Origin of the sequence: Arthrobacter sp. SPG23, from assembly GCF_000876655.1 — a bacterium.
Taxonomy (GTDB): domain Bacteria; phylum Actinomycetota; class Actinomycetes; order Actinomycetales; family Micrococcaceae; genus Arthrobacter.
The window spans coordinates 186812-213500 of record NZ_JYCN01000022.1; the positions used below are offsets into that span (position 1 = coordinate 186812).

General features: G+C 64.7%; 20 protein-coding genes. 7 read left to right on the forward strand and 13 right to left on the reverse strand.

Annotated features, from left to right (window positions below; genetic code table 11):
• Positions 1–9 precede the first annotated feature (9 nt).
• Both TV39_RS15030 and TV39_RS15035 read left to right on the forward strand, forming a co-directional pair.
• Positions 10–1707, forward strand: coding sequence for a formate--tetrahydrofolate ligase (locus TV39_RS15030; protein ID WP_043482930.1), 1698 nt, complete (start codon positions 10–12; stop codon positions 1705–1707).
• Positions 1708–1834: 127 nt separating this feature from the next.
• A complete protein-coding gene (locus tag TV39_RS15035) occupies positions 1835–2752 on the forward strand; it encodes an endonuclease domain-containing protein (RefSeq protein WP_043483204.1) in 918 nt (305 codons plus the stop codon).
• An 84-nt stretch (positions 2753–2836) separates the two neighbouring features.
• On the opposite strand, the gene TV39_RS15040 is transcribed toward TV39_RS15035, so the two are convergent.
• From TV39_RS15040 to glmS, 8 genes are all read right to left on the reverse strand, one after another.
• A complete protein-coding gene (locus TV39_RS15040) occupies positions 2837–3922 on the reverse strand; it encodes an inositol-3-phosphate synthase (protein ID WP_043482932.1) in 1086 nt (361 codons plus the stop codon).
• A gap of 191 nt (positions 3923–4113) precedes the next feature.
• Positions 4114–5151, reverse strand: a complete 1038-nt coding sequence (mgrA, locus tag TV39_RS15045; protein WP_043482934.1) for an L-glyceraldehyde 3-phosphate reductase — start codon at positions 5149–5151, stop codon at positions 4114–4116.
• Positions 5152–5253: 102 nt separating this feature from the next.
• Positions 5254–7008, reverse strand: a complete 1755-nt coding sequence (gene treZ, locus TV39_RS15050) for a malto-oligosyltrehalose trehalohydrolase (protein ID WP_043482935.1) — start codon at positions 7006–7008, stop codon at positions 5254–5256.
• Complete coding sequence (gene treY, locus TV39_RS15055) at positions 7005–9353, reverse strand: malto-oligosyltrehalose synthase (RefSeq protein ID WP_043482936.1); 2349 nt, start codon at positions 9351–9353, stop codon at positions 7005–7007. Before treY ends, treZ begins: the two co-directional genes overlap by 4 nt.
• Positions 9350–11605, reverse strand: coding sequence for a glycogen debranching protein GlgX (gene glgX, locus TV39_RS15060; RefSeq protein WP_043482938.1), 2256 nt, complete (start codon positions 11603–11605; stop codon positions 9350–9352). Before glgX ends, treY begins: the two co-directional genes overlap by 4 nt.
• Before the next feature lie 91 nt (positions 11606–11696).
• On the reverse strand, positions 11697–13211 hold the full coding sequence (locus tag TV39_RS15065) for an NAD(P)H-hydrate epimerase (protein ID WP_043482941.1): 1515 nt from the start codon (positions 13209–13211) through the stop codon (positions 11697–11699).
• Between the two features lie 57 nt (positions 13212–13268).
• Positions 13269–13616: a holo-ACP synthase gene (locus tag TV39_RS15070; RefSeq protein ID WP_043482943.1), complete on the reverse strand. Its 348-nt coding sequence runs from the start codon at positions 13614–13616 to the stop codon at positions 13269–13271.
• A gap of 5 nt (positions 13617–13621) precedes the next feature.
• Positions 13622–15514, reverse strand: a complete 1893-nt coding sequence (gene glmS / locus TV39_RS15075; RefSeq protein ID WP_043482946.1) for a glutamine--fructose-6-phosphate transaminase (isomerizing) — start codon at positions 15512–15514, stop codon at positions 13622–13624.
• 124 nt (positions 15515–15638) lie between these two features.
• Between glmS and coaA the strand changes: the two genes are divergently transcribed.
• Positions 15639–16613, forward strand: coding sequence for a type I pantothenate kinase (gene coaA, locus TV39_RS15080; RefSeq protein ID WP_200891038.1), 975 nt, complete (start codon positions 15639–15641; stop codon positions 16611–16613).
• 5 nt (positions 16614–16618) lie between these two features.
• Entirely contained in the window at positions 16619–17533 is a 915-nt protein-coding gene (locus tag TV39_RS15085; RefSeq protein ID WP_043482951.1) for a M15 family metallopeptidase, read from the forward strand.
• Positions 17534–17652: 119 nt separating this feature from the next.
• Here the strand turns inward: TV39_RS15085 and TV39_RS15090 are convergent, their stop codons facing one another.
• A complete protein-coding gene (locus tag TV39_RS15090) occupies positions 17653–18483 on the reverse strand; it encodes a hypothetical protein (RefSeq protein WP_144406433.1) in 831 nt (276 codons plus the stop codon).
• A 211-nt stretch (positions 18484–18694) separates the two neighbouring features.
• Between TV39_RS15090 and mscL the strand changes: the two genes are divergently transcribed.
• Positions 18695–19090 carry a large conductance mechanosensitive channel protein MscL gene (gene mscL / locus TV39_RS15095; RefSeq protein ID WP_043482956.1) on the forward strand — a complete coding sequence of 132 codons (396 nt, stop codon included), beginning with the start codon at positions 18695–18697 and terminating at the stop codon, positions 19088–19090.
• 96 nt (positions 19091–19186) lie between these two features.
• Here the strand turns inward: mscL and TV39_RS15100 are convergent, their stop codons facing one another.
• Together TV39_RS15100 and glmM are read right to left on the reverse strand one after the other, a co-directional pair.
• Positions 19187–21037, reverse strand: coding sequence for a hypothetical protein (locus tag TV39_RS15100; RefSeq protein WP_144406434.1), 1851 nt, complete (start codon positions 21035–21037; stop codon positions 19187–19189).
• A 102-nt stretch (positions 21038–21139) separates the two neighbouring features.
• Entirely contained in the window at positions 21140–22501 is a 1362-nt protein-coding gene (gene glmM, locus TV39_RS15105; RefSeq protein WP_043482961.1) for a phosphoglucosamine mutase, read from the reverse strand.
• 17 nt (positions 22502–22518) lie between these two features.
• Here glmM and TV39_RS21790 point away from each other — a divergent pair, with 17 nt between their 5' ends.
• Positions 22519–24438, forward strand: coding sequence for an ArnT family glycosyltransferase (locus tag TV39_RS21790; RefSeq protein WP_082049761.1), 1920 nt, complete (start codon positions 22519–22521; stop codon positions 24436–24438).
• Positions 24439–24510: 72 nt separating this feature from the next.
• On the opposite strand, the gene rpsI is transcribed toward TV39_RS21790, so the two are convergent.
• Together rpsI and rplM are read right to left on the reverse strand one after the other, a co-directional pair.
• Positions 24511–25017 (reverse strand): 30S ribosomal protein S9, encoded by a 507-nt coding sequence (rpsI, locus tag TV39_RS15115; RefSeq protein WP_043482963.1) that lies wholly within the window; start codon positions 25015–25017, stop codon positions 24511–24513.
• A 38-nt stretch (positions 25018–25055) separates the two neighbouring features.
• Complete coding sequence (rplM, locus tag TV39_RS15120) at positions 25056–25499, reverse strand: 50S ribosomal protein L13 (RefSeq protein WP_011692756.1); 444 nt, start codon at positions 25497–25499, stop codon at positions 25056–25058.
• Between the two features lie 333 nt (positions 25500–25832).
• Between rplM and TV39_RS15125 the strand changes: the two genes are divergently transcribed.
• Entirely contained in the window at positions 25833–26516 is a 684-nt protein-coding gene (locus TV39_RS15125) for a prepilin peptidase (protein WP_052500588.1), read from the forward strand.
• Positions 26517–26689: the final 173 nt, after the last annotated feature.

A 26689-nucleotide genomic window follows, 5' to 3' on the forward strand; every position in this document is an offset into this window, starting at 1 on the left:
AGGACAACGATGTCTGACAACAACGTCATGAGTGACCTGGAAATCGCCCAGCGCGCCACCATGCGGCCCATCGGCGACATCGCCGCCGCGGCAGGCATCAACGCCGACGCCCTGGAACTCTATGGCCGGTACAAGGCCAAGATCGATCCGGCGAAGCTTGTGGCTGCGGAAGGGGCACCGGACCGCCCGCCGGGCAAGGTGGTGCTCGTCTCGGCGATGTCCCCCACTCCGGCGGGCGAGGGGAAGTCCACTACCACGGTGGGCCTGGCGGATTCCCTGGCCCGGGCGGGCCGGAAGGTGATGATTGCGCTGCGCGAGCCGTCCCTGGGCCCCGTCCTGGGCATGAAAGGCGGGGCCACCGGAGGGGGCTACTCCCAGGTGCTGCCCATGGAGGAAATCAACCTGCACTTCACCGGCGACTTCCACGCCATCACCTCGGCGAACAACGCACTCATGGCCCTGGTGGACAACCATATTTTCCAGGGCAACGAACTCAACATCGATCCCCGCAGGATGACGTTCAAGCGGGTCCTGGACATGAACGACCGCTCGCTCCGCGAAGTGGTGATCGGCCTCGGCGGACCTGCCCAGGGCGTCCCCCGGCAGGACGGCTTCGACATCACGGTGGCCTCGGAGATCATGGCCGTGTTCTGCCTGGCCACGGACATAGCCGATCTGCGCGCCCGGCTGGGCCGCATCACCTTCGGCTACACCTATGACCGCGAACCCGTCACGGTGGCGGACCTCGGCGTCCAGGGCGCACTGACCATGCTGCTCAGGGATGCGATCAAGCCCAACCTCGTGCAGACCATCGCCGGCACCCCAGCCCTGGTGCACGGCGGCCCGTTTGCCAACATCGCGCACGGCTGCAACTCGCTGATCGCCACCCAGACCGCCCGCCGGCTCGCGGACATCGTGGTCACCGAGGCCGGCTTCGGCGCCGATCTGGGGGCCGAAAAGTTCATGGACATCAAGGCGAGGGTGGCAGACGTGGCGCCGTCCGCCGTCGTACTGGTGGCCACGGTGCGGGCGCTGAAGATGCACGGCGGCGTGGCCAAGGACCGGCTGAAGGAACCCAGCGTGGAGGCGCTGGCATCCGGAACCGCCAACCTCAGGCGGCACATCCTCAATGTGGAAAAGTTCGGGATCACTCCCGTGGTGGCGGTCAACAAATTCGCCACGGATACTCAGGAAGAGCTGGACTGGCTGCTGGAATGGTGCGCCGGCGAAGGGGTGCAGGCGGCCGTGGCCGACGTATGGGGCAGGGGCGGCGGCGGGGACGGGGGTGACGATCTCGCGGCCAAAGTGCTCGCAGCGCTCGAGGCACCGCACCGCTTCCGGCACCTGTATCCGCTGGAGTTGTCTGTGGAGGACAAGATCCGCACCATCGTGCAGGAAATGTACGGGGCCGACGGCGTGGACTTCTCCGTTCCCGCGCTCAAGCGCCTTGCCGAAATCGAGAAGAACGGCTGGGCAGGCATGCCCGTGTGCATGGCCAAGACGCAGTATTCCTTCAGCGATGACGCCACCCGCCTGGGTGCGCCGAAAGGCTTCACGGTCCACGTACGGGACCTCATCCCCAAGACCGGCGCCGGCTTCATCGTGGCGCTGACCGGAGCGGTGATGACGATGCCGGGCCTGCCCAAGGTCCCGGCAGCCCTGCGGATGGACGTGGACGACACCGGCAAGCCAGTCGGCCTCTTCTAGACGCTCTCTTCCGTTGAGCTATCACTTGTGGCTGCCATTCCGGCCTGTTGGGGACTGAGAGTGAAAGCGAAACGGGAGGTGTGGATAACTTCTGCGGCCCCCGGGGATTCGGGCAACAATGGGGCGCATGCGACCTCCCGCGCCACTCCCGGCCCACTTGTCCGCCGCCCCGTTCACGGTCCACGAAGCGCGGGCCGCCAGCCTCAGCGCCGCCCGGCTCCGTTCATCCGACCTCGCAACGGCGGGGCGACTGCTCTACCTGCCAACCGGCTGGGAATTTGAACTGCGCGGCCTGGCACGGGCGCTCTCGGCGGCGACTCCGGGCGCGTGGATATCCCATTTGACGGCCGCAACGCTGCTTGGACTATGGCTACCACCCTGGTACCGCGGCTGCCGCGAACTGCATTTGAGTAAACCGAAAGCGCTTCCGCCGGTGCGGCGCGCGGGCGTGGTCGGGCATACAGTCCTGGCTTTTGAGGACGAAGTGATGGTGATGGACGGCATCCGCATCTCAACTCCCGCACGAACCTGGCTTGACCTTGCCAGGCCGCTGCCCCTTGAAGACCTCGTGGCCGTGGGTGATCAGCTGGTCAGACGGCCGCGCCCGGAGCTCGAGGGCCGAAGGGAGCCGTGGGCAACGCTTCCGCAATTGCACGCAATGATGGCGCGTCACCCGAAGCTCAAAGGCATCGTGAAGGCGCGCAAGGCTGCGGAACTGATTCGACCGGGGGCCGACTCCGCGCCTGAGACGCTTCTGCGACTGGCATTGACCGCCATCGGCCTGCCGGAGCCGGAGTTGCAGGTGCAGATAATCCCGCAGGATCCATATTCACCCGCCGCCGACCTCGGCTATCGCAAACAGCGGGTGGCAATTCAGTACGACGGCGGCCACCACCTCTCGCGCGAACAGCAGACCCGCGACAATCGCCGAGACGAAGCGTTCAACTCGGCGGGCTGGCGGTATTTCAAGTTCAACGCGAACGATCTCGCAGACGATTTCCGAAGGGCGGCGTGCAAGGTTCGGCTCGCGCTCCAGGGGCGTTGACCACCGGTTGCCCTATCAGTTAGGGCGGTCAAAACAAGGGTTTGAGCACCGTAAGTGATAGGGCAACCGGGGTTAAGGAGTCGCTTAGCGCTCCAGGTCTCCGCGGATGAAGGCCTCAACCTTTTCACGGGCGAGGTCGTCGTTGAACTGCTCCGGCGGGGACTTCATGAAGTAGCTCGAGGCGGAGAGCAGCGGGCCGCCGATGCCGCGGTCCAGGCCGATCTTGGCGGCACGGATGGCGTCGATGATCACGCCGGCGGAGTTGGGCGAGTCCCACACTTCGAGCTTGTACTCCAAAGAAACCGGGGCGTCGCCGAAGTTGCGTCCTTCGAGGCGGACGAAGGCCCACTTGCGGTCGTCCAGCCACTGAACGTAGTCGGACGGGCCGATGTGCACGTCCTTGGCGGCCAGTTCGGCTTCGACGTTGGAGGTGACGGCCTGGGTCTTGGAGATCTTCTTGGATTCCAGGCGGTCGCGCTCCAGCATGTTCTTGAAGTCCATGTTGCCGCCGACGTTGAGCTGGTAGGTGCGGTCCAGCGTGACGCCGCGGTCTTCGAAGAGCTTGGCCATGACGCGGTGCGTGATGGTGGCACCGATCTGGCTCTTGATGTCGTCGCCCACGATCGGGACACCGGCGGCGGTGAACTTGTCCGCCCACTCCTTGGTCCCGGCGATGAACACCGGCAGGGCGTTGACGAACGCGACTCCGGCGTCGATTGCGGCCTGTGCGTAGAATTCGGCGGCTTCCTGCGAGCCAACGGGCAGGTAGCAGACCATGACGTCAACCTTGGCGTCCTTCAGGGCCTGGACAACATCGACCGGCTCTTCCGGGGACTGCTCGATGGTCTCGAGGTAGTACTTCCCGAGGCCGTCCAGGGTGGGGCCGCGCTGGACGGTCACACCGGTGGGCGGAACGTCGGAGATCTTGATGGTGTTGTTTTCGCTGGCCAGGATGGCGTCGGCCAGGTCAACGCCGACCTTCTTGCCGTCAACATCGAAGGCTGCAACGAAGTGAACATCGTTGACGTGGTACTTACCGAACTCCACGTGCATCAGACCGGGGATCGTGGCCTTGGGGTTGGCATCCCGGTAGTAGTGGACACCCTGGACCAGGGAAGCGGCGCAGTTACCCACACCGACGATGGCGACACGAATCGGATTTGAAGACACGGAACTCCTTTGAGAACAAACTTCACTGCCCCGCGCGGCTGCACTCTGATGTGCGACGGCGGCTGATGGGCACGGCGCCATTGGGCGCCCTTGCATTGTAGCCAACGCCGCCGGGGCCGGAGTTGTTCCCGGTTGGCCCCGGCGGCTCTATTACGCCGCTCTGTTACGCGGCGGCCACCTTTACGCGCAGGCTACTTCTGGGCCCAGAGGTTGATGTCGGATTCGACGGCGAACTCGTCGATCGCTTTCAGCTCCTCCTGCGAGAACGCCAGGTTGTTGACGGCGGACAACGTGTCCTCCAGCTGCTTCACGCTGGACGCCCCGACCAGCGCGGATGTTACGGGCGAACCCTTGGGCTGGTCGCGGAGGATCCAGGCGATGGCCATCTGCGCGAGCGACTGCCCGCGGCCGCCGGCGATCTTGTTGAGCCCGCGGACCCGGTCCAGCTTGTCCTCGGTGAGCGCCGACTCGGACAGGAACCGTTCCTTGGCGGCGCGTGAATCGGCCGGAACCCCGTTCAGGTAGCGGTCCGTCAGCATGCCCTGGGCGAGCGGGGAGAACGCAATGGAACCTGCGCCCACCTGGTCCAGTGCCTCATAGAGGTTGGGCGCACCGTCCTCGGTCCAGCGGTTCAGCATGGAGTAGCTGGGCTGGTGGATGAGCAGCGGGGTGCCGAGGTCTTTCAGGATCCGGGCGGCCTCGAGCGTCTGTTCGGGCGTGTAGGAGGAAATGCCCGCGTACAGGGCTTTGCCGGAGCGCACGGCGTAGTCCAGCGCCCCCATGGTCTCCTCCATGGGCGTTTCCGGATCGGGGCGGTGGCTGTAGAAGATGTCCACGTAGTCCAGGCCCATGCGCTGCAGCGACTGGTCCAGGCTGGAGATCAGGTATTTGCGGGAGCCCCACTCGCCGTACGGACCGGGCCACATGTAGTAGCCGGCCTTGGTGGAGATGACCAGTTCGTCGCGGTACGGCTTGAAATCGTCCTGCAGGTGGCGGCCGAAATTGGTTTCCGCGGATCCGTCCGGCGGGCCGTAGTTGTTGGCCAGGTCAAAGTGGTTGACGCCGAGATCGAAGGCGCGGCGAAGGATGGCGCGCTGCTCTTCGAAGCGCTTGTCATCGCCGAAGTTGTGCCAGAGGCCAAGTGAGATGGCCGGAAGTTTGAGCCCGCTGCGTCCGACGCGGCGGTAGGGCATGGATTCATAGCGGTTGTCCGCTGCAGAATAAGTCATGCCTGCAATCCTGCCAGCTGTGATGCACACAACAGCCAACAAATCCGGTGTTACGCCGCGGGCTGACACAAACAGCCCGCGGCGTAAGGACAGAGGCTGAAGTTAAGCCTTCAGAATGGCAGCACTCCAAGGAGCCAGCATCAGCGAACCGCCGTCGGGCACTGTGGCCTCGTCGGTGGAGAGCAGCAGCGTGCCGGCGGCGTCCTCGAGCTTGACCGCCTGTTCGGAGAAGTTCAGTGCCACGTGCACGTCTCCGCGCCGGAACCGCAGCCACCTGTCCTCTTCGCTGTATTCCACCGCAGTGTCCGTGAACCCGAGGCCGGCGAGTTCCGGGGTGGATCGGCGGAGCGCCGTGAGGGCCCGGTAGAGGTCCAGGAGCCGCGCGTGGTTACCCTCGGCGGCTTCGGCCCAGTTCAGTTTCGAACGGCTGAAGGTCTCGGGGTCCTGGGGATCGGGCACGACGGCGGGATCCCACCCCATGCGCTCGAACTCCTTGATGCGCCCTTCCGCCGTCGCCTTGCCCAGCTCCGGCTCGGGGTGGGAGGTGAAGAACTGCCACGGCGTGGTGGCGCCGTATTCCTCCCCCATGAAGAGCATGGGCGTGAACGGGGACGTCAGCGTGAGGACAGCAGCCAGGGCCAGCTGCCCGTAGGCCAGCGACTGGGAGAGCCTGTCGCCGGTGGCCCGGTTGCCGATCTGGTCATGGTTCTGGCTGCACACCACCAGGGCGGCGGGGTGCACCAGCCCGGTGTTGATGGGCCGTCCATGGTGCCGGCCGCGGAAGCTGGAGTAGCTGCCGTCGTGGAAGAAGCCGTCGCGCAGGACCTTGGCCAGGGCGCCCAGCGAATCGAAGTCGCTGTAGTAGCCCTCCGTCTCGCCGCTGATGTTCACGTGGACGGCGTGGTGGAAGTCGTCGCTCCACTGGCCCTCCAGCCCGTACCCGTTGACGTCGCGGGGGTACAGCAGGCGGGGGTTGTTGAGGTCCGACTCAGCGATCATCGTGATCGGCCGGCCTGTTTCCGCGGCCACGGTGTCGCCCAGGGCGCCGAACTCCTCCAGGAGATGGACCGCGCGCTCGTCCTTGAAGGCATGCACTGCGTCGATCCGCAGGCCGTCGACGTGGTAGTCCCGCAGCCACATGGTCGCGTTGTCCAGGATGTAGCGGCGGACCTCGTCGGATCCGTGCCCGTCCAGGTTGACCGAGTCGCCCCAGGTGTTCCCTTCGCCGGACTTCAGGTAGGGCCCAAACCGCGGCAGATAGTTCCCGCTGGGACCGAGGTGGTTGTACACCACGTCCTGGATGACGCCCAGGCCTGCGCCGTGGGCTGCGTCCACGAAGCGCTGGTAGGCTGCGGGGCCGCCGTAGCCCTCATGGACGGTGTACCAGAGCACTCCGTCGTAGCCCCAGTTGTGGGTGCCGTTGAAGCCGTTGACGGGCAGGAGTTCCACGAAGTCGACGCCGAGGTCCTTGAGGTAGCTCAGCTTTCCGGCGGCGGCTTCCAGGGTGCCCTCGGGAGTGAAGGTGCCGATGTGCAGTTCATAGATGACGGCGCCCTGCAGCTCCCTGCCCGCCCAGTTTCCGTCCGCCCACTCATGGGCGGAGGGATCAAAGGTGCGGGACAGGGAGTGGACCCCCTCCGGCTGGCGGCGGGACCGGGGATCCGGCAACGGGGTGGTGTCGCTGCCGGGCAGGTAGCCGTAGTAGACCTCCCCCTCCGCCGGGGCACCGGGCGCCGTCCACCAGCCCTCACCGCGTTGGCTCATGGGGTATTCAACGCCGTCTGCCAGCAAAGTGATGGCTGTGACGTCCGGAGCCCAGATGTCGAAGCGTCCGCTTCCGCGTGCGGCGGGCATCATGCGTGGTTCTCCAATCCATTCGTGGGTACCAGCAGGGCAACGGGGTAGCTGGCCAGGATGTCCGCAACGGACACCGGCCCGGGCCCGAAGCTGCTACCGGTGAGCTCATCTGTCATGGCCGCCGGCAGCGCCACCGTGGTGTCCTGCCAGCCGCCGGACTGCTCCAGCCGGCGCGGCAGCCTGGTGGCCAGCGTGAGGGCTCCAGCAGACTCGCCGGCCCCCCTGCTGAACGCCACCAGGTGCGCCGCCGCCGGGCCCGTGGAAGGGATCACCGTGTAGCCGGTGAAGAGCTCGGGCCGGTCACGCCGGAGCCTGAGCGCCCGCGAGGTCACCAGCAGCTTGGCGGCGTCATCCTGGTACGACGCCGGACGCACGCCGGAGTCGAGTTCACCCAGCGCGTTCCGCCGCGCGGCAAAGTCCACAGCACGGCGGTTGTCCGGATCCGTCAGCGAACGGTCCCAGAACTCGGTGCCCTGGTACACATCCGGAACGCCCGGCATGGTCAGCTGCACCAGTTTGGCGGACAGCGCGTTTGCCGCGCCGTACGGTTCCAGGAGCGCCACGAAGGCCTCCAGTTCCGCACGGACCTCCGGGTCGTCGAACGCGGAGTCGACGGCGGCAGCCAGCTTCTGTTCGAACGCTTCGTTGGGGTCCAGCCAGTCGGTCGAATTTCCGGCCTCGCGGGCGGCCTTGGTGGCGTACTGCTGGAGCCGCTCCCGGGAGGCAGGCCATGCGCCGGCGATGGCCTGCCACAGAAGGCTTGCCAGCGGACCGTCGGGCAGCGGTGCAAGTTCCTGCAGTTTGGCCAGGACCTTGTCCCATTCCGCCACGAACTCCGAAATCACGGAGATCCGGGCGCGGGTGTCCTCGCTGCGCTTGGTGTCATGCGTGCTCAGCGTGGTCATGGACAACGGCAGGTTGGCTTCCCGCCGCGCCATCCGCCGGTGGAACTCGGCCGGGTCGAGGGCGAACTCGGTGGGATCGGCGCCCACCTCCGTCAGGGTGCCCAGCCGGGTATAGCGGAAGAAAGCAGTGTCCTCCACGCCCTTGGCCATCACCATGCCGGAGGTCTGCTGGAACCGCTGTGCCAGCGCCGAGCCGGAATCCAGCAGCAGCGGCTGCAGCACTTCAATGGCCGCAGCGAGGTCCGGGCGGTTCCGGGCCGCGAGGCCGCAGGCTTCCTTGAGGACGTCCTCGCCATACGGGAGGTAGGTCCGGTACACGGGGAAGGAGGCAATGATCTCGGAGATCGCGTCAGCGGCGTGGCCGCCGTCCACCCCGGCCCCGTCGAGGTCCGTCCCGGCCGGAACAAGCCGCGCCAGCCTGAGGACCTCGGAGTGCAGGATGCCGTCGGTGATCCGGCGTTTGGTTCCGCGGATCATTTCCTCATAGTCTGCGGGTTCTCCGCCGCGGAGCCTGCCGTCGAGCTGGTCCAGGGCTTTCTGCGCCGAGGCGTCGACGAAGAGGCGGTCCACGTCCGCCAGCGCGTCGTAGCCGGTGGTCCCTTCGCAATCGAAGGAAGCGGGCAGCTCCTCCCCCGGCTCCAGGATCTTCTCGATCAGCAGGTAGCTGCCGCCGGTCACTTCGCGGAGCCGCCGGAGGTAGCCCTCCGGGTCGGCCAGCCCGTCCGGGTGGTCGATCCGGAGCCCGTCCGCCAGCCCCTCGCGGAACCAGCGGACCACTTCGGCATGGGCTTCGTCGAACACCCGGGGGACTTCCACCCGGACGCCCGCCAGCGTATTCACGGCGAAGAAGCGGCGGTAGTTGAGGTCCGTGTCCGCGCGGCGCCAGCCCACCAGTTCGTAGTTCTGGCGGGCGTGGACGTCACGGGGGTCATCCCCCTCGGTGAAGCTTCCTTCGGCCAGCGGGAACCGGTGGTCGTAATAGCGGAGTTCGCCGTCGCGGATTTCCAGCTTGTCCAGGTCGTCGTCGCTCCCCAGCACGGGCAGCCGGACGCGTCCGCCGCCGAAGTCCCAGTCGACGTCGAACGCTTCTGCGTAAGGGGACTTCCGGCCTTCCTTCAGCAACGACCACCACCAGGGATTCTGGTACGGCGACGCCACGCCGACATGGTTGGGCACAATGTCCACGAGGACGCCCATGCCGGCGGCGCGGGCCGCGCGGGACACCGCTTCGAGGCCCTCGGGGCCGCCGCGGTCCGGGTCCACCGTGGAGGGGTCCGTGACATCGTAGCCGTGGTCCGACCCCTTTTCCGCCGTCAGGATCGGGGACAGGTAGATCCAGTCCACGCCCAGCGACTTCAGGTAGGGGACCTCGGCGGCGGCGTCCTGCAGCGTGAAGGACGGGCGGATCTGCAGACGGTACGTGGAGACCGGCGTCCTCATGAATCCGCCTTGCCCTTCGACCTTGCCCTCGTAGCCTGGGCGGGCTCGGCGATGGCCGGTGAGGTCAGCGCCGCCGTCTCGCTGGTGGCGGTCTGCGTCAGCGCCGCGAGGGATGCTGCCACCGAGTGGTCCGGCTCGGTCTCCGGAACACTGTGGGCGCGGAGCACCACGAGGGACTTGGCGTCGACGGCCAGGACACCGCCGGCTTCCACGGGTTCGGTGTCGGCGTTGTGCCCTGCGGTGTCGATGATGATGTCCCAGGCGGGAGCATACTCGTCGGACGGCAGGGTGAACTTCACTTCGTCGTCATGCGCGTTGAAGTAGAGCACAAAGTTGACGTCGGTGATGCGGCGGCCGCGCTCGTCGCGGCCACGGATGCCGTCGCCGTTGAGGAACATGCCCACCGAGCGGCCGAAGCCGCTGTCCCAGTCTTCGGGCTTCATGGTGGAGCCGTCCACGTCCAGCCATTCGATGTCCGGAAGCCGTTCGCCTTCGCCGCGCAGGACCGGCCTGCCGTCAAAGAAGCGGCTCCGGCGGAACGTGGGGTGCTTGTGCCTGAGGGCGTTGACGGCCGCGGTGAATTCCACCAGGGGCTGGTCCACGTTGTCCCAGTTGATCCAGGTCAGCTCGGAATCCTGGCAGTAGCCGTTGTTGTTGCCCTGCTGCGTGCGGCCCATCTCGTCGCCGTGAAGCAGCATGGGCACGCCCTGCGAGAGCAGCAGCGAGGCGATGAAGTTGCGCTGCTGCCGGGCACGGAGGCCCAGGACCTTGGGGTCGTCGGTGGGGCCCTCAGCGCCGCAGTTCCACGAGCGGTTGTGGGATTCGCCGTCGTTGTTGTCCTCGCCGTTGGCCTCGTTGTGCTTCTCGTTGTAAGACACCAGGTCTGCCAGGGTGAAGCCGTCATGCGCGGTGACGAAGTTGATCGAGGCGACCGGACGGCGGCCGGAGTGCTCGTAGAGGTCGGCGGAGCCGGTGATCCTGGAGGCGAATTCGCCCAGGGTGGCCGGTTCTCCGCGCCAGAAGTCGCGCACGGTGTCGCGGTATTTTCCGTTCCATTCCGTCCACTGCGGCGGGAAGTTGCCCACCTGGTAGCCGCCGGGGCCCACGTCCCACGGCTCGGCGATCAGCTTGACCTGGGACACTACCGGGTCCTGCTGGATGAGTTCGAAGAAGGTGGACAGCTTGTCCACGTCGTAGAATTCGCGGGCCAGGGTGGAGGCGAGGTCGAACCGGAAGCCGTCCACGTGCATCTCCGTCACCCAGTAGCGCAGCGAATCCATCAGGAGCTGCAGGGAGTGGGGGTGCCGGACGTTGAGCGAGTTGCCCGTGCCCGTGTAGTCCATGTAGTGCTTCTCGTCGCCGTCCATGAGCCGGTAGTAGGCGGGGTTGTCGATGCCCTTGAAGGACAGCGTGGGGCCCAGGTGGTTGCCTTCGGCGGTGTGGTTGTACACGACGTCGAGGATCACTTCGATGCCGGCCTGGTGCAGTGAACGGACCATGGCCTTGAAGTCCTGGACCTGCTGGCCGGTGTCACCGGTGGAGCTGTAGGTGTTGTGCGGGGCGAAAAAGCCGATGGTGTTGTAGCCCCAGTAGTTGTTGAGGCCCTTGTCTTCCAGGATGCCGTCGTTGACGAACTGGTGCACCGGCATCAGTTCGATGGCCGTGACGCCCAGCTTCTGCAGGTGGGAGATGACGGAGGGGTGAGCCACGCCGGCGTAGGTGCCGCGCTGGTCCTCCGGAACTTCGGGGTGCAGCTGGGTGAGGCCCTTGACGTGGGCCTCGTAGATCACGGACTTGTGGTACGGAATCCTGGGGTTGTGGTCGCCGTCCCAGTCGAAGAACGGGTTGATCACCACGCCCATCATCATGTGCGGGGCGGAATCCGCGTCATTACGGGAATCGGGATCGCCCATGTTGTAGGAGAACAGCGCGGGGTCCCAGTCGATCTGGCCGTGCACGGCTTTCGCGTAGGGGTCCAGCAGGAGCTTGTTCGCGTTGAACCGGTTTCCGGATGCGGGATCGTAGGGTCCGTGGACCCGGTAGCCGTATTTCTGGCCGGGCTGGATGTGGGGCAGGTAGCAGTGCCACACGTAGCCGTCGACTTCGAGGAGCTCGATCCGGGTCTCCGCGCCCTTATCGTCGAAGAGGCACAGTTCCACCTTTTCAGCCCTTTCGCTGAACAGCGCAAAGTTCGTGCCAGTTCCGTTAAAGGTGGCTCCCAGCGGGTATGCCGATCCGGGCCAGACTTCCATGTGTACTCCTCGTGCGTTACGGATTAATCTCTAGACAGACTACTAGTAAGTAGGTTTAGTAATTGTTTTCCCCGCAGTTTGCGCGGAATGATTACAAAGTGCGCATCACCTCGGGCAGGGACTGGGCGATAATACCGGCGGTCACAGGGCCGCCGCCCGAGGCCAGTGTGCCTGCACGGCCGTGCAGGCTTGCCGCCACGGCGCCGAGGGCTGCCCAGCGCTGGTCCGCGGAGATCCCGCAGGCGTCAAACCGTTCCTCGTCGTCAGCATGCTGGGCCAGCAGGGAGCCGAGCACTCCGGCCAGCACGTCGCCGCTGCCGGCGGTGGCCATCCAGGGCGTAGCTTCAGCCTGGCTGAAAACCGGGCCGTAGGGCGCGGCCACCAGGGTGGTGGCGCCCTTGAGCAGCACTGTGGCTCCGGTGCGTTCAGCGGCCTGGCGCACGGCGTCCAGCGTGGCGCCGTCCACGCCCTGCCGTCCGAGGTCGATTCCGTAGCGCTGCAGGATGCGCGCCAGTTCGCCGCCGTGCGGCGTCAGCACCACGTGCGGAGGCAGGGCGTCAGGGAGGGCGGGCAGCGCACCGGCGTCGGCGGCTACGGGCAGTCCCGACTCGACGGCGTCGCGCACCCGCTGCAGCTGCTCGTCGTCGCCATCGGCGATACCCGAACCGACCAGCCAGGCCTGGACGTGCGCGTCAGCCACGTTGTCCGGTCCGCACACCACTTCCGGGCATGCCTGCCGGACCAGCCGGGTCGGTTCGGGCGGGCCAAGGTACCGGACCATTCCGGCTCCGGCCGCGAGGGCGCCGCGGCAGGCGAGGACGGCAGCCCCCGGGTACTGCTGCGAGCCCGCAACGACGCCCAGAACGCCGCGGGTGTATTTGTGGGAGCGGCGGCCCGGCGGGGGCAGCAGCCGGGAAAGGTCGGCGGATTCCAGGCGCCGCAGCACCGGCAACGGCAGTTCGGCCTCGATGCCGATGGGGATGACCACCACCCGCCCGGCATAGTCGGCGCCGGGATCAGCGAGCAGTCCGGCCTTCGCTCCGCCGAACGTCACGGTGAGGTCGGCCGGAAGAACCGGGTCATAGGCCTCACCGGTGTCCGCGTTCACGCCGCTGGGGTTGTCGCAGGCCACCACGAACCCGTGTTCCCCGGTCCGCAGTTTCCCGATGAGGGAGGCCGCTGCGCCGCGGAGCCCGCCTTGGGCGCCGGTCCCCAGCACCGCGTCGATCACGACGTCGGCGCCGGCTGCCGCCGCTGCCAGGTCACCCGCGTTGTGGTCGGTGAGGATCAGGGCGCGGCCGCCAGCCCGCTCAAAGGCGGCCAAGCCGTCCGGGTGGGCCTCGCCTGCGGTGAGCACCGCCGTCGTACGCATTCCGCGGGCGGCCAGGAAGGCGGCGGCGAAGAGCCCGTCTCCCCCGTTGTTGCCCTTGCCGACCAGCACGGAAACGCTGGCACCGTAGGGGCGGAGCCCGCGCGCCGTGAGTTCCCGGACCACGGCGTTGGCCAGGCCGTAGGCTGCGCGCTGCATCAGAACAGCGCCCGCACCTGCACGGAGAAGGGGCTTTTCGGCCTCACGAATCTGGGTGCCGGTGTAGGCGCTGATCATAGGTTCAGTCCAATCGGTGCTGGGTCCGCTGCGGGCCGTCAGGTGGAGATTGCGCGCTTACCCTTCCGCGAGGACGGTCGCCGTGGCGATGCCGCCGTCGTGGCTCATGGACAGGTGCCAGCGCTTGACGCCCTTGGACTCGGCGACGGCCAGCACGGTGCCCTTCACCTGGACGGTGGGGCCGTTCTGGTCCAGGCCGATCCAGCAGTCCTGCCAGTTCATGCCGGCCGGGGCGCCCAGAACTTTGGCCACGGCTTCCTTGGCCGCAAAGCGCGCGGCCAGGGAGCGGGTGTTCAGTTCGCGCTCGGCAGGGACAAACAGCCTGTCCCGGAGGCCAGGGGTCCGTTCCAGCTGCCGGCCGAACCGTTCAATGTCTACGACGTCTACGCCAATGCCAACAATCATGCGGCTTATTCTACGGTCACGCTCTTGGCCAGGTTGCGTGGCTGGTCCACGTCGTATCCCTTGGCCGTGGCAAGTTCGAGGGCGAAGATCTGCAGCGGTACGGTGGCCAGCAGGGGCGCCAGCAGCGTGGGCGTCTCGGGGATGTAGAAGACGTGCTCGGCGTAGGCCTTGACGGCCTCGTCACCCTCTTCCGCGATCACGATGGTCTTCGCGCCGCGGGCGCGGACTTCCTGGATGTTGGAGACCACCTTGGCGTGCAGCGAGTTCCGGCCGCGCGGGGAAGGCACCACCACGAACACGGGCTGGCCTTCCTCGATCAGCGCGATCGGGCCGTGCTTCAGCTCGCCGGCGGCGAAGCCTTCGGCGTGGATGTAGGCGAGCTCCTTGAGCTTGAGTGCGCCTTCCATGGCCACCGGGAAGCCGACGTGGCGGCCCAGGAACAGCACGGACTTGGCGCCGGCCATGGAGCGGGCCAGATCCTTGATTTCCCCTTCGTGGTCCAGGATTTCCTGGATCTTCGCCGGGATCTTGCCGAGGTCGGCCAGGATGTCCTTGATCTCGCCCTGGAACTTGTTGCCGCGCAGCTGTGCCAAATACAGGCCCAGCAGGTACGCGGCGGCGATCTGCGCCAGGAACGCCTTGGTGGAGGCGACGGCGATCTCCGGACCGGCGTGCGTGTAGAGCACGGCGTCGGATTCGCGCGGGATGGTGGAGCCGTTGGTGTTGCAGATGGAGAGGGTCTTGGCGCCCTGTTCCTTGGCATACCGGACGGCCATCAGGGTGTCCATGGTCTCGCCGGACTGGGAGATGGACACCACCAGGGTGTTCTCGTCCACGATCGGGTCGCGGTAGCGGAACTCGTGGGAGAGCTCCACCTCCGTGGCGATCCGGCACCAGTGCTCAATGGCGTACTTGGCCACCTGGCCGGCGTACGCGGACGTGCCGCACGCCAGCACGATGATCTTGGTGATGCCCTTCAGGTGCTCCGGGTCAATACGCATCTCGTTGAGGGTGAGCTTGCCGTCCAGGTCGTAGCGGCCCAGGAGGGTCTTGGCCACGGCGTCAGGCTGGTCGTGGATTTCCTTCTCCATGAAGGACGGGAAGCCGCCCTTTTCAGCCGACGACGGGTCCCAGTCCACGTGGTATTCCTTGCCGTGGGCCGGGGCGCCGAAGAAGTCCGTGATGTCCACCGTGTCAGCGGTGATGGTCACGATCTGGTCCTGGCCCAGTTCCACGGCCCGGCGGGTGTAGTCGATGAAGCCGGAGACGTCCGAGCCGAGGAAGTTCTCCCCGTCACCCAGGCCCACCACGAGCGGCGAGTTGCGCCGGGCGGCCACGACGACGTCGGGCTGGTCCGCGTGCACGGCCAGCAGCGTGAAGGCGCCTTCGAGCCGCTGGCAGGCAAGCTGCATGGCTTTCGTCAGCCCGCCGTTGGCGGCGTTGCCGTTCAGCTGGTTGCGGAAGATGTCGCCGATCAGCGCGGCGGCCACCTCCGTGTCCGTCTCGGACGCAAACACAGCGCCCTTTTCGAGCAGCTCCAGCTTGAGTTCGGCGAAGTTTTCGATGATGCCGTTGTGGATCAGGGCCAGCTTGCCGCCGTCGGACAGGTGCGGGTGCGCGTTCTGGTCCGTCGGCCCGCCGTGCGTGGCCCAGCGGGTGTGGCCGATTCCGGTGACGGAATCCGGCAGCGGCTTCTCATCCAGTTCCGCGATCAGGTTGCTCAGCTTCCCTGACTTCTTGCGGGACGAGATGACTCCGTCCGAGACCACGGCAACGCCAGCCGAGTCATAACCCCGGTACTCCAGGCGGCGAAGCCCCTCAAGGACAACGTTCAACGCGTTGTGCCCACCATTTACCCGGCCCGATGAATGGCCTACGTATCCTACGATTCCACACATAGAGCCAAGCTTATATGGACTCGGAGTCCAGTGACGTCCGTTGCAGCCGCGGCGGGGCAGGCGCCGGGCCCGTTACAGCGGATGCGACGTGCTCCATTTCGCTCTCAGCGTCGCGGAGGGCAGAATCTCTAACGTGACTTTGCAACGCAATGAAGCGAATGGAGAGGGTGTCTCCCCGTTCGTGGAGCTGGACAGGCAGACCTGGTCCCGGCTCGCAGCCCAGATGGAACAGCCTCTGAATGAAGAGGACGTGGTCCGTCTCAGAGGGCTCGGTGATCCGCTGGACATGAAGGAAGTCCGCGAAGTCTATTTGCCGCTCTCACGGCTGCTTCACCTGTATGTGGAGGCCGCGGGCCAGCTGCACTCCGCCACCACTACGTTCCTCGGCGAACAGACGCAGCGCACACCCTTCGTGATCGGCGTAGCCGGTTCCGTGGCCGTGGGCAAGTCCACCATCGCCCGTGTGCTCCGCGAGATGCTCCGCCGCTGGCCGGGTACGCCCAACGTGGAGCTCATCACCACCGACGGTTTCCTGTATCCCCTGGCCGAGCTGAAGCGCCGGCACCTCCTGGAGCGCAAGGGTTTTCCGGAGTCGTATGACCGCCGCGCGCTCCTTCGCTTTGTGAGTGAGATCAAGGGCGGCGCGGAAGAGGTCCGGGCTCCCTGGTACTCCCACGTCACGTATGACATTGTGCCCGGCAAGGAAGTGGTGGTCCGCCGGCCGGACGTGCTGATCGTGGAGGGCCTGAACGTCCTGGCCCCCGCCCGTCCCCGCCACGACGGCAAGCAGGGGCTGGCCCTGAGTGATTTCTTCGACTTCTCCATTTACGTCGACGCCAAGACCTCCTACATCGAGGAATGGTACGTGGACCGGTTCCGCAAGCTGCGGACCACGGCCTTTGCCCAGCCAGAGTCCTACTTTCACCGCTACGCCACGCTGTCCGATGAGGAAGCCGAAAGCACCGCCCGCGATATCTGGAAGCGCATCAACGAGCCCAACCTGGAGGAGAACGTCCTCCCCACCCGGGGCCGGGCCCAGCTGGTGCTCACCAAGGAAGCGGACCATTCCATCCGCCGCATGCTGCTGCGGAAGGTCTAGCACACGTGTGCCACAACTGTTCCGCTGCCGCTGCCGCTGCCGCTGCTGCCGCGCCGGCGCCGAGCAGGCGGTCTGTCGCCAGGCTCCTGGCCGCCGGTGCCGGACTGACTGCCCTGGCGGCCTGTACGCCCGACGCCGGAACCCGGCCGCCGTCGTCGTCCTCCCCTTCTGCAATGTCAGCATCGACCTCGCAGACTGCAACGCCATCCACCGCAGCGCCAGCGACGTCCACCGCTGCCACTGAACCGGGTGCGGCGGCGACGCCGACTCCCACTTCCGCACCGACGCCCGCCTCGCCCGCGGCCGGGCTGCCCCAACAGCATTCACTGACGGATCCGGCCAGCCCGTGGCTGGTGGTCAACAAGCACCGTCCGCTCTCCCCCGCCGACTACGTCCCGGCAGACCTCGTGCAGCCTAGCGTCGCCCTGGCAGTTTCGGGCGAAGCCGCCCAGCTGAACAGCACGACGGCGGCCGCCGCGGAGCAGATGTTCGCCGCGGCAGCGCAGGACGGCGTCACCATGACCCTGGCGAGCGGTTACCGCTCCTACGGCACACAGGTGGCGACGTACAACGGCTACGTAGCGGCCCGCGGGCAGGCCGAAGCGGACACCGCCTCGGCCAGGCCTGGCTTCTCGGAGCACCAGACCGGCTGGGCTTTCGACATTGGCGACGGCGGTGGAGCATGCGGCTTCCAGCCCTGTTTCGCCGAACAGCCGGCGGCGGTGTGGGCCAAGGCCAACGGCCACCGGTTCGGTTTCGTGGTGCGCTATCCGTGGATGCTCCACGAGATCACGGGGTACTACTACGAGTCCTGGCACCTGCGGTTCATCGGGGTGGAGGCGGCAACGGACATGTCAGCCAAGGGCATTGCGACGCTGGAGGAGTACTTCGGACTGGAAGCGGCACCGGGCTATTTGTAGGGCTTCGCCGGATTCGGCATGGCTGGGGGCCCGGCGGCGCATCCCAGGAGAGCTCACGGGCAACGCATCGCCAGAAATCCTGGAAGCGACCAAGGGCTCCTACTTACCCGGCTCGTCCTTTAGGGCAGTCCGTCTACCGTGCCGAGGCCGCACCGGGCGACGACGTATCCCCAGAACAACAGTGCGTGTGGACGGGTTCCGCGCCAGCTCAAGGGGACGGAAGCGCCACTCTGCTCGACGACGGTAGCTGTCCACCGGCGCCGCACGAGCCCGGGCCGGCGCAGCCGGAGTTTGCTGAGGGAGGAGTAGGGGATCCATCTCCCTGCATGGCGCCGTGCCAGGCCGGCCGCACGGGCTGGCGTAACGGTGGCGCGCTGAAAGTGCGGGTTCTCGCTCTGGTCCAGCGGGCCGTGCGGGATGGTACCGGCGGGCAGGATGAGGATGCCGTTCCGGTTGACCCATATTTGAACTTTCCGCCCCTCACTGCTGGCATCCCCGGCGACCAGCCGGCACAGGTCGTCGTCTTCGGGAGGTTCCACTGTCGGTGCCCGCTGTGTTGTCTGAGCCGTGGGCGCTGTGTCGGGCCAGGCGACGCCGTCTCCGGCTGGGGTGCCCGGCCGGCGCCCCGCACGCGTATCGTGGGCCCTCCTGTTGGCAGCAGCGACGGCCTGCGTAACGGCTGCCCGCAGTCCATCGGCACACAACCGGGGCGCGTCAACGGCGAACACTTCGCGATCGAGCTGGATGACCGAACGGACACCGGCCTGCTCACCCAACAGGTCCGCCAGGTCGTCGTGATCGGGGCGGACGAGCAGACCGACGGCGTCGTCCAGTTCCACCAGCCAGCGGTGCTCGGCGATCTCGGGTTCGTCGTCGACCTCGACGGAGATCCAGGCCACCAACTCGGCCGGCCGAACCGGCCTGTCTTCCTCCTCCGGGATTGATGGCACGAGGAGTCCCAGACGCTCGACAACATCAGTGGTGTGAAGAGTACAATCATGCTTCTTCAGTCGGTGTTGCACCATTCCCGTCCCGTCCCCACACGAGCATGCACCGTCCTTCGGCAGACGCGAGTCTACGGCACCTGGCGTCCGGGGCGACACGCCGGAAAATTACCTTGTCTCCACGCCGTGTTCACAAGCCGGCGCTAGTCTGGGTCCCATGTTGACCGGATTCAAGAATTTCATTATGAAGGGCAACGTCGTAGACCTTGCCGTCGCCGTGGTCATGGGTGCGGCGTTCGGCGCCGTCGTCACCTCAATCGTTGAAGGCTTGCTGACTCCGCTGATCGGCCGCCTGTTTAATGCCAAGGGCATTGAAGAGATGCAGTGGGAGGGATTCATGTATGGCTCCGTCATCTCCTCCGTCATTTCGTTCCTGCTGGTGGGCGCCTCCATCTACTTCGTGGTGGTCCTGCCGATGAACCACATGATCGAACGCCGCAACCGCCGGCTCGGCATTGGTACCGAGGTCAAGGAAGAGGCCGCCGAGGACCCGCAGATCGCGCTCCTTACCGAAATCCGCGACTCACTCCGGAGCGGCAGCCCCCGGGCGTAGTTCCTGAGCACAACGAAAAAGTGGTCCGCCTCCGAATGGGGCGGACCACTTTTTTGCATGCCGGGGCGTGGGTGGAGACTCCTACCTCGGTATTGGCTACCGGCCAATCTTCCAGAGGGTCACGGCGGCCTCGGAGCCACCCGTGTCGTAGACGGTTTCGGCAACCTTTGTTCCGTTTACCTGCCGCTGCCAATCTGCCTCGCAGCTGCTGTCGATCATCACGTAGTCGACTCCTGCCTGCCCAGCCAGCCGCTGGTCCAATGACCCTTTTTCACGGTCTTCGAGTAGACCCCTGAATGACGGTTCGTTGGCTGGCCAAGCCAACCCCAAGTTGTAATAAGCCGTCGGCAGGCCAGTCACCGCCTTCAGTCGGAACGGGTCAATGCAAGGGTCTGTCAGGATAATGCCCCCGTCACCGTCCGGCATGGACTGAGCGACCGTCGAAATTGCGCCCGCCTGGGCGTCTTCGAAAGTGGCGGTGCCCTGGTTGTGAACGAAGAAGGCGAACCCGATGTAGTCAAGGAAGCTGCAGGCCAGCACGCCACACACGAGGATTCCACCCGCCCTCGCAAGCAACCGCGACCTGGCAAGACGAATGGACGGGCGCGGCTTCGCGGCGTCCTCCCCCGCGACTATGGACGGCATTTGTCCGTCTGCCGTGATTGCCGTCTCTGCTAGCCGGGCCGATTTTGCGCTGCTGGCATCGGTCACGAGTACCTGGGCCAAAACCGGAAACGAAAGCGCCGTCGCCAAGATGAAGCTGTCCAGCCAAAACCTGTACGGCTCTTGGTTTGCACCCCACAGATCGTTGGTGGCAACCACCGGCCAGGCGACGGCGATGCCGATCGCTAGTGAGAGCCAAGCCTTGTTGTTGTGTTTGATCCCGGCCCAAAATATCCTCCCTAGGAACAGGGCAGGCACGGCAGCGCCAACGATACCTATTGGAAATGGAACCCCTAGATTCTCTGAGGAGAGCTCCCTGTATTCGAGGAAGTCGTCGTGCTGAGCAATGCCGGACAACGTGGCGACAATCGTAGGTGCTGCCGCCCCCGCCATCCCCACAGCCGACGCCCACACCAAGGCGGGATACCTCCTCATGAGAAGAAGAATCCCAGGTACCGCTCCAGCCAGTCCGGCGACAAGGGCGGCCAACGGTCCCACGGCTCCGGAGATAAACGTCCCGCCAAGCAGCACGGCAAACAGTATGGCCGCGCTGCTAATGGCATGCCAGCGGTTTCCGAATTTCGTTAGTCCAAAGGTGGCCGCTATATAAGAGACAAAATAGACAGCAGTGAGGAACGAGTAGGTTTGAACGTTGGCCAACATCCCGATCGCGACAGCAGCCGCGACCACAATGACAGCATGGGAGTATTGCCGTACATCAGTGCCGCCCCCGGACCGGGGAAATGTGAAGCCCACGAGCAGGCAAGCGGCCATGACGGCTATCGCCATACCGGCCGCCTCACCGTTCAAAGTGAACATCGTTCCGAATGTTCCCCACAGCACTCCGTGGTTATCCAGCGGATGGAACCACCGACCACTGATCAGAGCAGCGAGGACACCAACCACGCTGGGGACGAAGCCAAAGATCCCCAGTGCCGCCCTGCTTGTCAGACGGATAAAAAGCCAGCTAATGGTCATCACCATGGCCAGTTGGAAAGCTACGCCGACGACCTGCCACGTTGCAATGATGTCAGCGTTGAATGCTCGGACAGTTAGTCCCAAGATGACGTAATAAAGTCGGGGGTAATGGCTGGTCCCGGTCTCTGTGAACGGTTCTACATTGTCCAGGTTCCCTCTGCTGACATTGACCGCAATGGCCAAATAGGAATACTGGTCATGGTCGAAATAGTTTCGGAAGTTGGCCCAGCCGAAGTTCCTGCTGGTGCTCAAGGGAAGGACTAGGAAACACCAGTAGCCAACTGCCGAAGCAACGATGGATGCCACGGAGCCAAGGATAAACCGAGTGTTGCCCTTGTCTTGTTTCTTGTATGTATGTTGCGCCTTTTGCGTATCGGTCCCCTGCGATATCAAGTGGCTTCTCCCCTGTCAGGCTTCGGGCGTCGGTTTGGAAAGTCGATTCTCCACCACTGCGGCTAGGTGCTTGCAGATACGTTCAGCGGTGGGCATGTCGGCTGCCTCCACCATCACGCGGACCAAGGCCTCGGTTCCGGACGGCCGCAAGAGCACCCGGCCGGTCTCGCCGAGTTCCGCGGAAGCTTCAGCCACGGCGGCCAGGACACCCTCATCGGTGCCGGCTCGGGCCTTGTCCACGTTCTTGACGTTGATCATGAGCTGCGGAAGCTTGGTCATCACCGTGGCGAGTTCTTTCAATGACTTGCCCGTGAGTGCCACCTGGGCGGCCAGCTGCAGGCCGGTCAGGAGGCCGTCGCCGGTGGTGGCGTGGTCAGCGAAGATTACGTGTCCGGACTGTTCGCCGCCGAGGTTGTACCCGCCGTCGCGCATTTCCTCAAGAACGTAGCGGTCCCCCACCGCAGTCTCGCGTATGGTGATGCCGGCGTTCCGGAGGGCGATCTTCAGGCCGAGGTTGCTCATGACGGTGGCCACCAGGACGTTGTCCTTGAGCTTGCCGGATTTCTTCAGCGCCAGGGCGAGGATGGCCATGATCTGGTCACCGTCCACCTCGTTGCCTTCGTGGTCAATGGCAAGGCACCGGTCGGCGTCGCCGTCGTGGGCGATGCCAAGGTCGGCGCCGTGCTCCACTACGGCCTTCTGGAGGGCGCCGAGGTGGGTTGAGCCCACGCCGTCGTTGATGTTCAGGCCATCGGGCTCAGCGCCGATGACCACGATCTCGGCACCGGCGTCGTTGAACAGCTGCGGTGAACAGCCGCTGGCGGCACCGTGGGCGCAGTCCAGGACGACCTTCAGCCCGTCCAGGCGGTGCGGCAGGGTCCCCAGCAGGTGGACGATGTAGCGGTCCTCGGCATCGGAGAAGGTCTGGATCCGGCCTACGTCGCTACCTGTGGGCCTGACAGGATGTTTGCCCATCTGCGCCTCGATGGCATCTTCCACCTCGTCAGGGAGCTTCTGGCCGCCCCTGGCGAAGAATTTGATGCCGTTGTCCGGGGCCGGGTTGTGGGAGGCGGAGATCATGACGCCGAAGTCGGCGTTGAGATCGGCCACCAGGTAGGCAGCGGCAGGAGTGGGGAGGACGCCGGCATCGTAGACGTCGATGCCTGAACTGGACAGTCCCGCCGAGACCGCCGCCGAGATGAACTCGCCGCTGGCGCGCGGGTCGCGGGCAACCACGGCGCGCGGCCGCGTGCCGTCCGTGCTGCGTTCGTGGCCGAGGACGACGGCGGCCGCTTGCGCCAGCTGCATCGCCAGCTCTGCTGTGAGCAGGCCGTTAGCCAGGCCCCGGACACCATCTGTTCCAAATAATCTAGACATCGGGTCAAGCTTAGACGATGGACCTGCCGACGCCGTCGGGGTCGCTGCTGTATGTTCACCTTGAGAAGACAAAGCAGGCGCGAGTCGCCGACACAGAAGGTGGGGGCCGTGTGAGTCGTCGTGAAACCGCGTGGTTTTCCATTTTGCTCTTGGTAGCTGCCGCACTATACGTCTGGAATCTACCGCTGAACGGTTGGGGCAATGGCTATTATGCTGCCGCCGCACAGGCCGGGGCGTCCAACTGGACGGCGTTTTTCTTTGGTTCATCGGATGGCGGTAATGGAATCACTGTGGACAAGCTCCCAGGGAGCATCTGGGTGGCGTCTCTGTCAGTCAGGCTCTTTGGTTTGTCGTCGTGGAGTCTGCTCGTACCGCAGGCCCTTATGGGCGTAGGAACGGTGGCGCTGACCTACTTGATTGTAAGGCGTCATTTCAAAGCCAGCACCGCACTTCTTTCTGGAGTTGTCCTCCTCCTGACACCGGCAGCGGCAATCATGTTCCGCTACAACAATCCGGATGCCCTGCTGACCTTCCTATTGACGTTGGCTGTCTACCTAGTACTTCGGGCAACTGAAGACGGACGGTGGCGGTGGATTCTCCTAGCGGCAGTCGCTGTCGGGGCCGGTTTCCTGACCAAATCAGCCCAGGCTCTCCTCATTTTGCCTGCGCTTGGTCTTGTATATCTCTACGCGGGCACCGGCCGTCTGTCGAAACGCTCACTCCAGCTTGCAGGCGCGCTCACGGTGGTGCTTGTTGTCGCCGGTTCGTGGGTTACTGCCGCTGAAACCACCAGAGCAGCTGATAGGCCATATGCCGGTGGATCCTTTGGCAACAGTTTCGTGGAGGTCCTCCTACGCCAGAACGGACTTGGACGGCTCCTTGGCGCGGAGGCGGGGGGCACTGCAGGGCAAGAACTCCTGAAGCCTGGCACGCTCCGGCTTATGGTCTATCCGTCTTTTGGATCGCAGGGGTCATGGCTGATGCCCATTGCCATCACCGCCATGCTTTGCTCCTTACTCATAGTCCGACGTACTGTCCGCTCGGACCCGCGACGGGGGCTCATTCTCTTGGCGGGCGGCTGGTTCCTGACCTATGCCGTCACGTTTAGTTTCATGAACGGCGTCATTCACCCCTACTATCTCGTCACCATAGCTCCGCCTGTGGCCATACTTGTGGCCACAGGATGGCAACTCGTTTGGCCAGCCCGCAAATGGTTACCTTTCCGCATTGCCATGACCTTGTCAGTGCTGGCCACAGCCGTCATAGCATTTGGATACTTGAACAATGCAGGCGGAATCGGACCAGCTCTGGGGATACTTGCGTTAGTAATCTGCCTGATCGCATGCGAACTACTAGTGTTGTGCAGTCGCAAGCGGGCGGTAAGTAGGTTTACTGCAATTGCTGTAGCCACCGCATGTCTCATTGGTCCATCAGCCTTCACCGTTTCAGCCGTGAACTCCCAGCACTCAGGTGTCTTGCCATCCGCCGCGGTGCCCGGGAGTCCTAGGGTTCTAGATTCCCCCGATCCCAGCCGATGGCCGGAGGCAAGCAGCCAGGAGCTGCGAGGTTCCGCACTGGGCCACGCGGCAGAGCCTGCAGTTGTTGCCGAGCTGAAACTACATGCAAGCCGAAGCAGGTGGGCAGCTGCCGCTCCCGGAGCGCTGAATGCGGCGAACTATCAGCTGGCGGCCGAGTTGCCAGTCCTTCCGGTCGGAGGATTCAACGGGGGGACACCGTTTCCTACATTGGAACAGTTCCAGGAGTACATCTCGTCAGGCCAGCTGAGGTACTTCATCTCGCGCCGAGACGGCGCAGATATATCAGCAGAGGCTGGATTCGCTGGCGAAGTCACAGCCTGGGTGCGCGAACACTTCAACGCTCAACGATTCGGGGACACGGACCTGTTTGATCTCTCCCGTCCGCTTGCCATCTCCTGAAACATCGGAAGCCCGCCCCGCCGAGTGGCGGGACGGGCTTCCGATAAGCGCCAGAGGCGCCTGCAAGCGGATCTAGCGCTTGGAGTACTGCTGAGCCTTGCGGGCCTTCTTGAGACCGGCCTTCTTACGCTCGATGACGCGTGCGTCACGGGTGAGGTAGCCGGCCTTCTTCAGGGTGGCGCGGTTGTTCTCGACGTCGATCTCATTCAGTGAACGGGCGATGCCGAGACGCAGTGCACCGGCCTGGCCGGAAGGGCCACCGCCGTGGATGCGGGCAATGACGTCGTAAGCGCCGTCAAGATCGAGGATCTTGAAGGGCTCGTTGACGTCCTGCTGGTGCAGCTTGTTCGGGAAGTAGTTCGCCAGCTCGCGGCCGTTGATGATCCACTTGCCGGAGCCCGGCACAACGCGAACGCGTGCAACGGCTTCCTTGCGGCGGCCAACAGCTGCGCCGGCAACGGTCAGTGCCGGGCGCTCCTTCTTCGGCGCAGCAGCTTCAGCAGCTCCGCTTTCCGAGGTGTAGCTGGTCAGGGTTTCCTCTGCCTCAACGGCTTCGGTGGTCTCTTCGTTCTGAGCCACGGTTCTCCTTGTATAGATAAGTTGTTTGGTGGCCAGGACTACTGGGCGACCTGGGAAATTTCGAAAGTCTTGGGCTGCTGGGCGGCGTGCGGGTGCTCTGCACCGCGGTAAACCTTCAGCTTGCCCAGCTGCTGTGCAGCGAGGGAGTTCTTAGGGAGCATGCCCTTGATGGCCTTCTCCACGGCGCGGACCGGGTTGGATTCCAGCAGCTCCGCGTAGTTGACGGAGGTCAGGCCGCCCGGGTAGCCGGAGTGGCGGTAAGCGCGCTTCTGTTCGAGCTTGGCGCCGGTCAGGGCAACCTTCTCGGCGTTGATGATGATGACGAAGTCGCCCATGTCCATGTGGGGAGCAAAGGTGGCCTTGTGCTTGCCGCGCAGCAGGATTGCGGTCTGGCTGGCGAGACGACCAAGGACAACGTCGGTGGCGTCAATGACGTGCCACTGGCGGTTGATATCGCCGGGCTTCGGGGTGTACGTACGCACGGTGTTTGCCTCGTTCTTGTTCTGGCGTTCTTGTTTAGGTGTCACGTAAGCGTGTGCACCTACTATCTATGCGCTACCGGAACAGAGGTGAGGGCTCTATGAATCCAGTGGTCCAGAAGTCTCGAATATGCCCGAGGAGTAGTTATCCTGCAACCGGATTCTCAGCGGGCACGCATCATCGAGAAAGGACACGCACAACGACTATCAAGAATAGCGGGTACAGAGGCCGCTGGTCAAAATAGGCTCTAGGTAGCCAGCCTGCGCCGGTGATGCTGCCAGGTCCGGCCACTTTGACCGCGAACAACTCCGAGCTTAGGTGCCCCGTTGACTGAAATGCCCCCGGTTGCTTTGTTGGTCACTGCCTGCGCCCTTTTGGGCCTCGCCGCAGCACCCACCACCCTTGCAGCCACGCGGCGGTTGCTGCCCGGCATCGAACTCGGCAACGTCCGCTGGCGTACTGTTACCGGCTCTGTCACCACGGCAGCGCTGTTTGGGGCGATGGCCTGGCGGTTCGGCTGGTCCTGGGTGCTGCCGGCGTTCCTATTTCTCTGTGCAGCTGGTCTTGTGCTCTCCCGGGTTGACCTCGAGCACAAGTTATTGCCCAACAAGATGGTGGTTCCCACGCTCGGAATCGGACTTCTGCTGCTTCTCTTGGACGCCGGCACGAACCAGCGGTGTGGCAACCTGCTCGTAGCAGCCATCGGATGCGTCGTAACTTTCGTGATTTACCTGATTTTGGCCCTAATTTCTCCCCGCGGAATGGGGATGGGGGACGTGAAGCTCTCGGCACCACTTGGTTTGTACCTGGGGTACCTCTCAGTGGGGCACTTGGTACTGGGTATCGCTCTTGGTTTCATTGTGGGCGCTGTGACCAGTGTGCTCCTTGTTACAAGCGGATTTGCGGGAAGGAATACGGCTATACCGTTCGGCCCTTCCATGTTCGTAGGGTGCCTGCTGGCGGTACTTTGGGGCACTGAGATCGGGCGGGTTCTCCTCCCCGCCGCCTTCTCCCGATAACCATTTCCGAGTACACCAAGTAGTCGCGTACTTGAGTGGCCGGGATAAAGCGGTGTAACAGCAAGTAGGCAGAAGATTTGGATGTCTAAAAGACGAGTACATCCACTCATTGTGTGGCTATTTGTGACTCCTGTATTCCTTAGTGCATCGAAGTTCCAGCAACACCTTGTTGG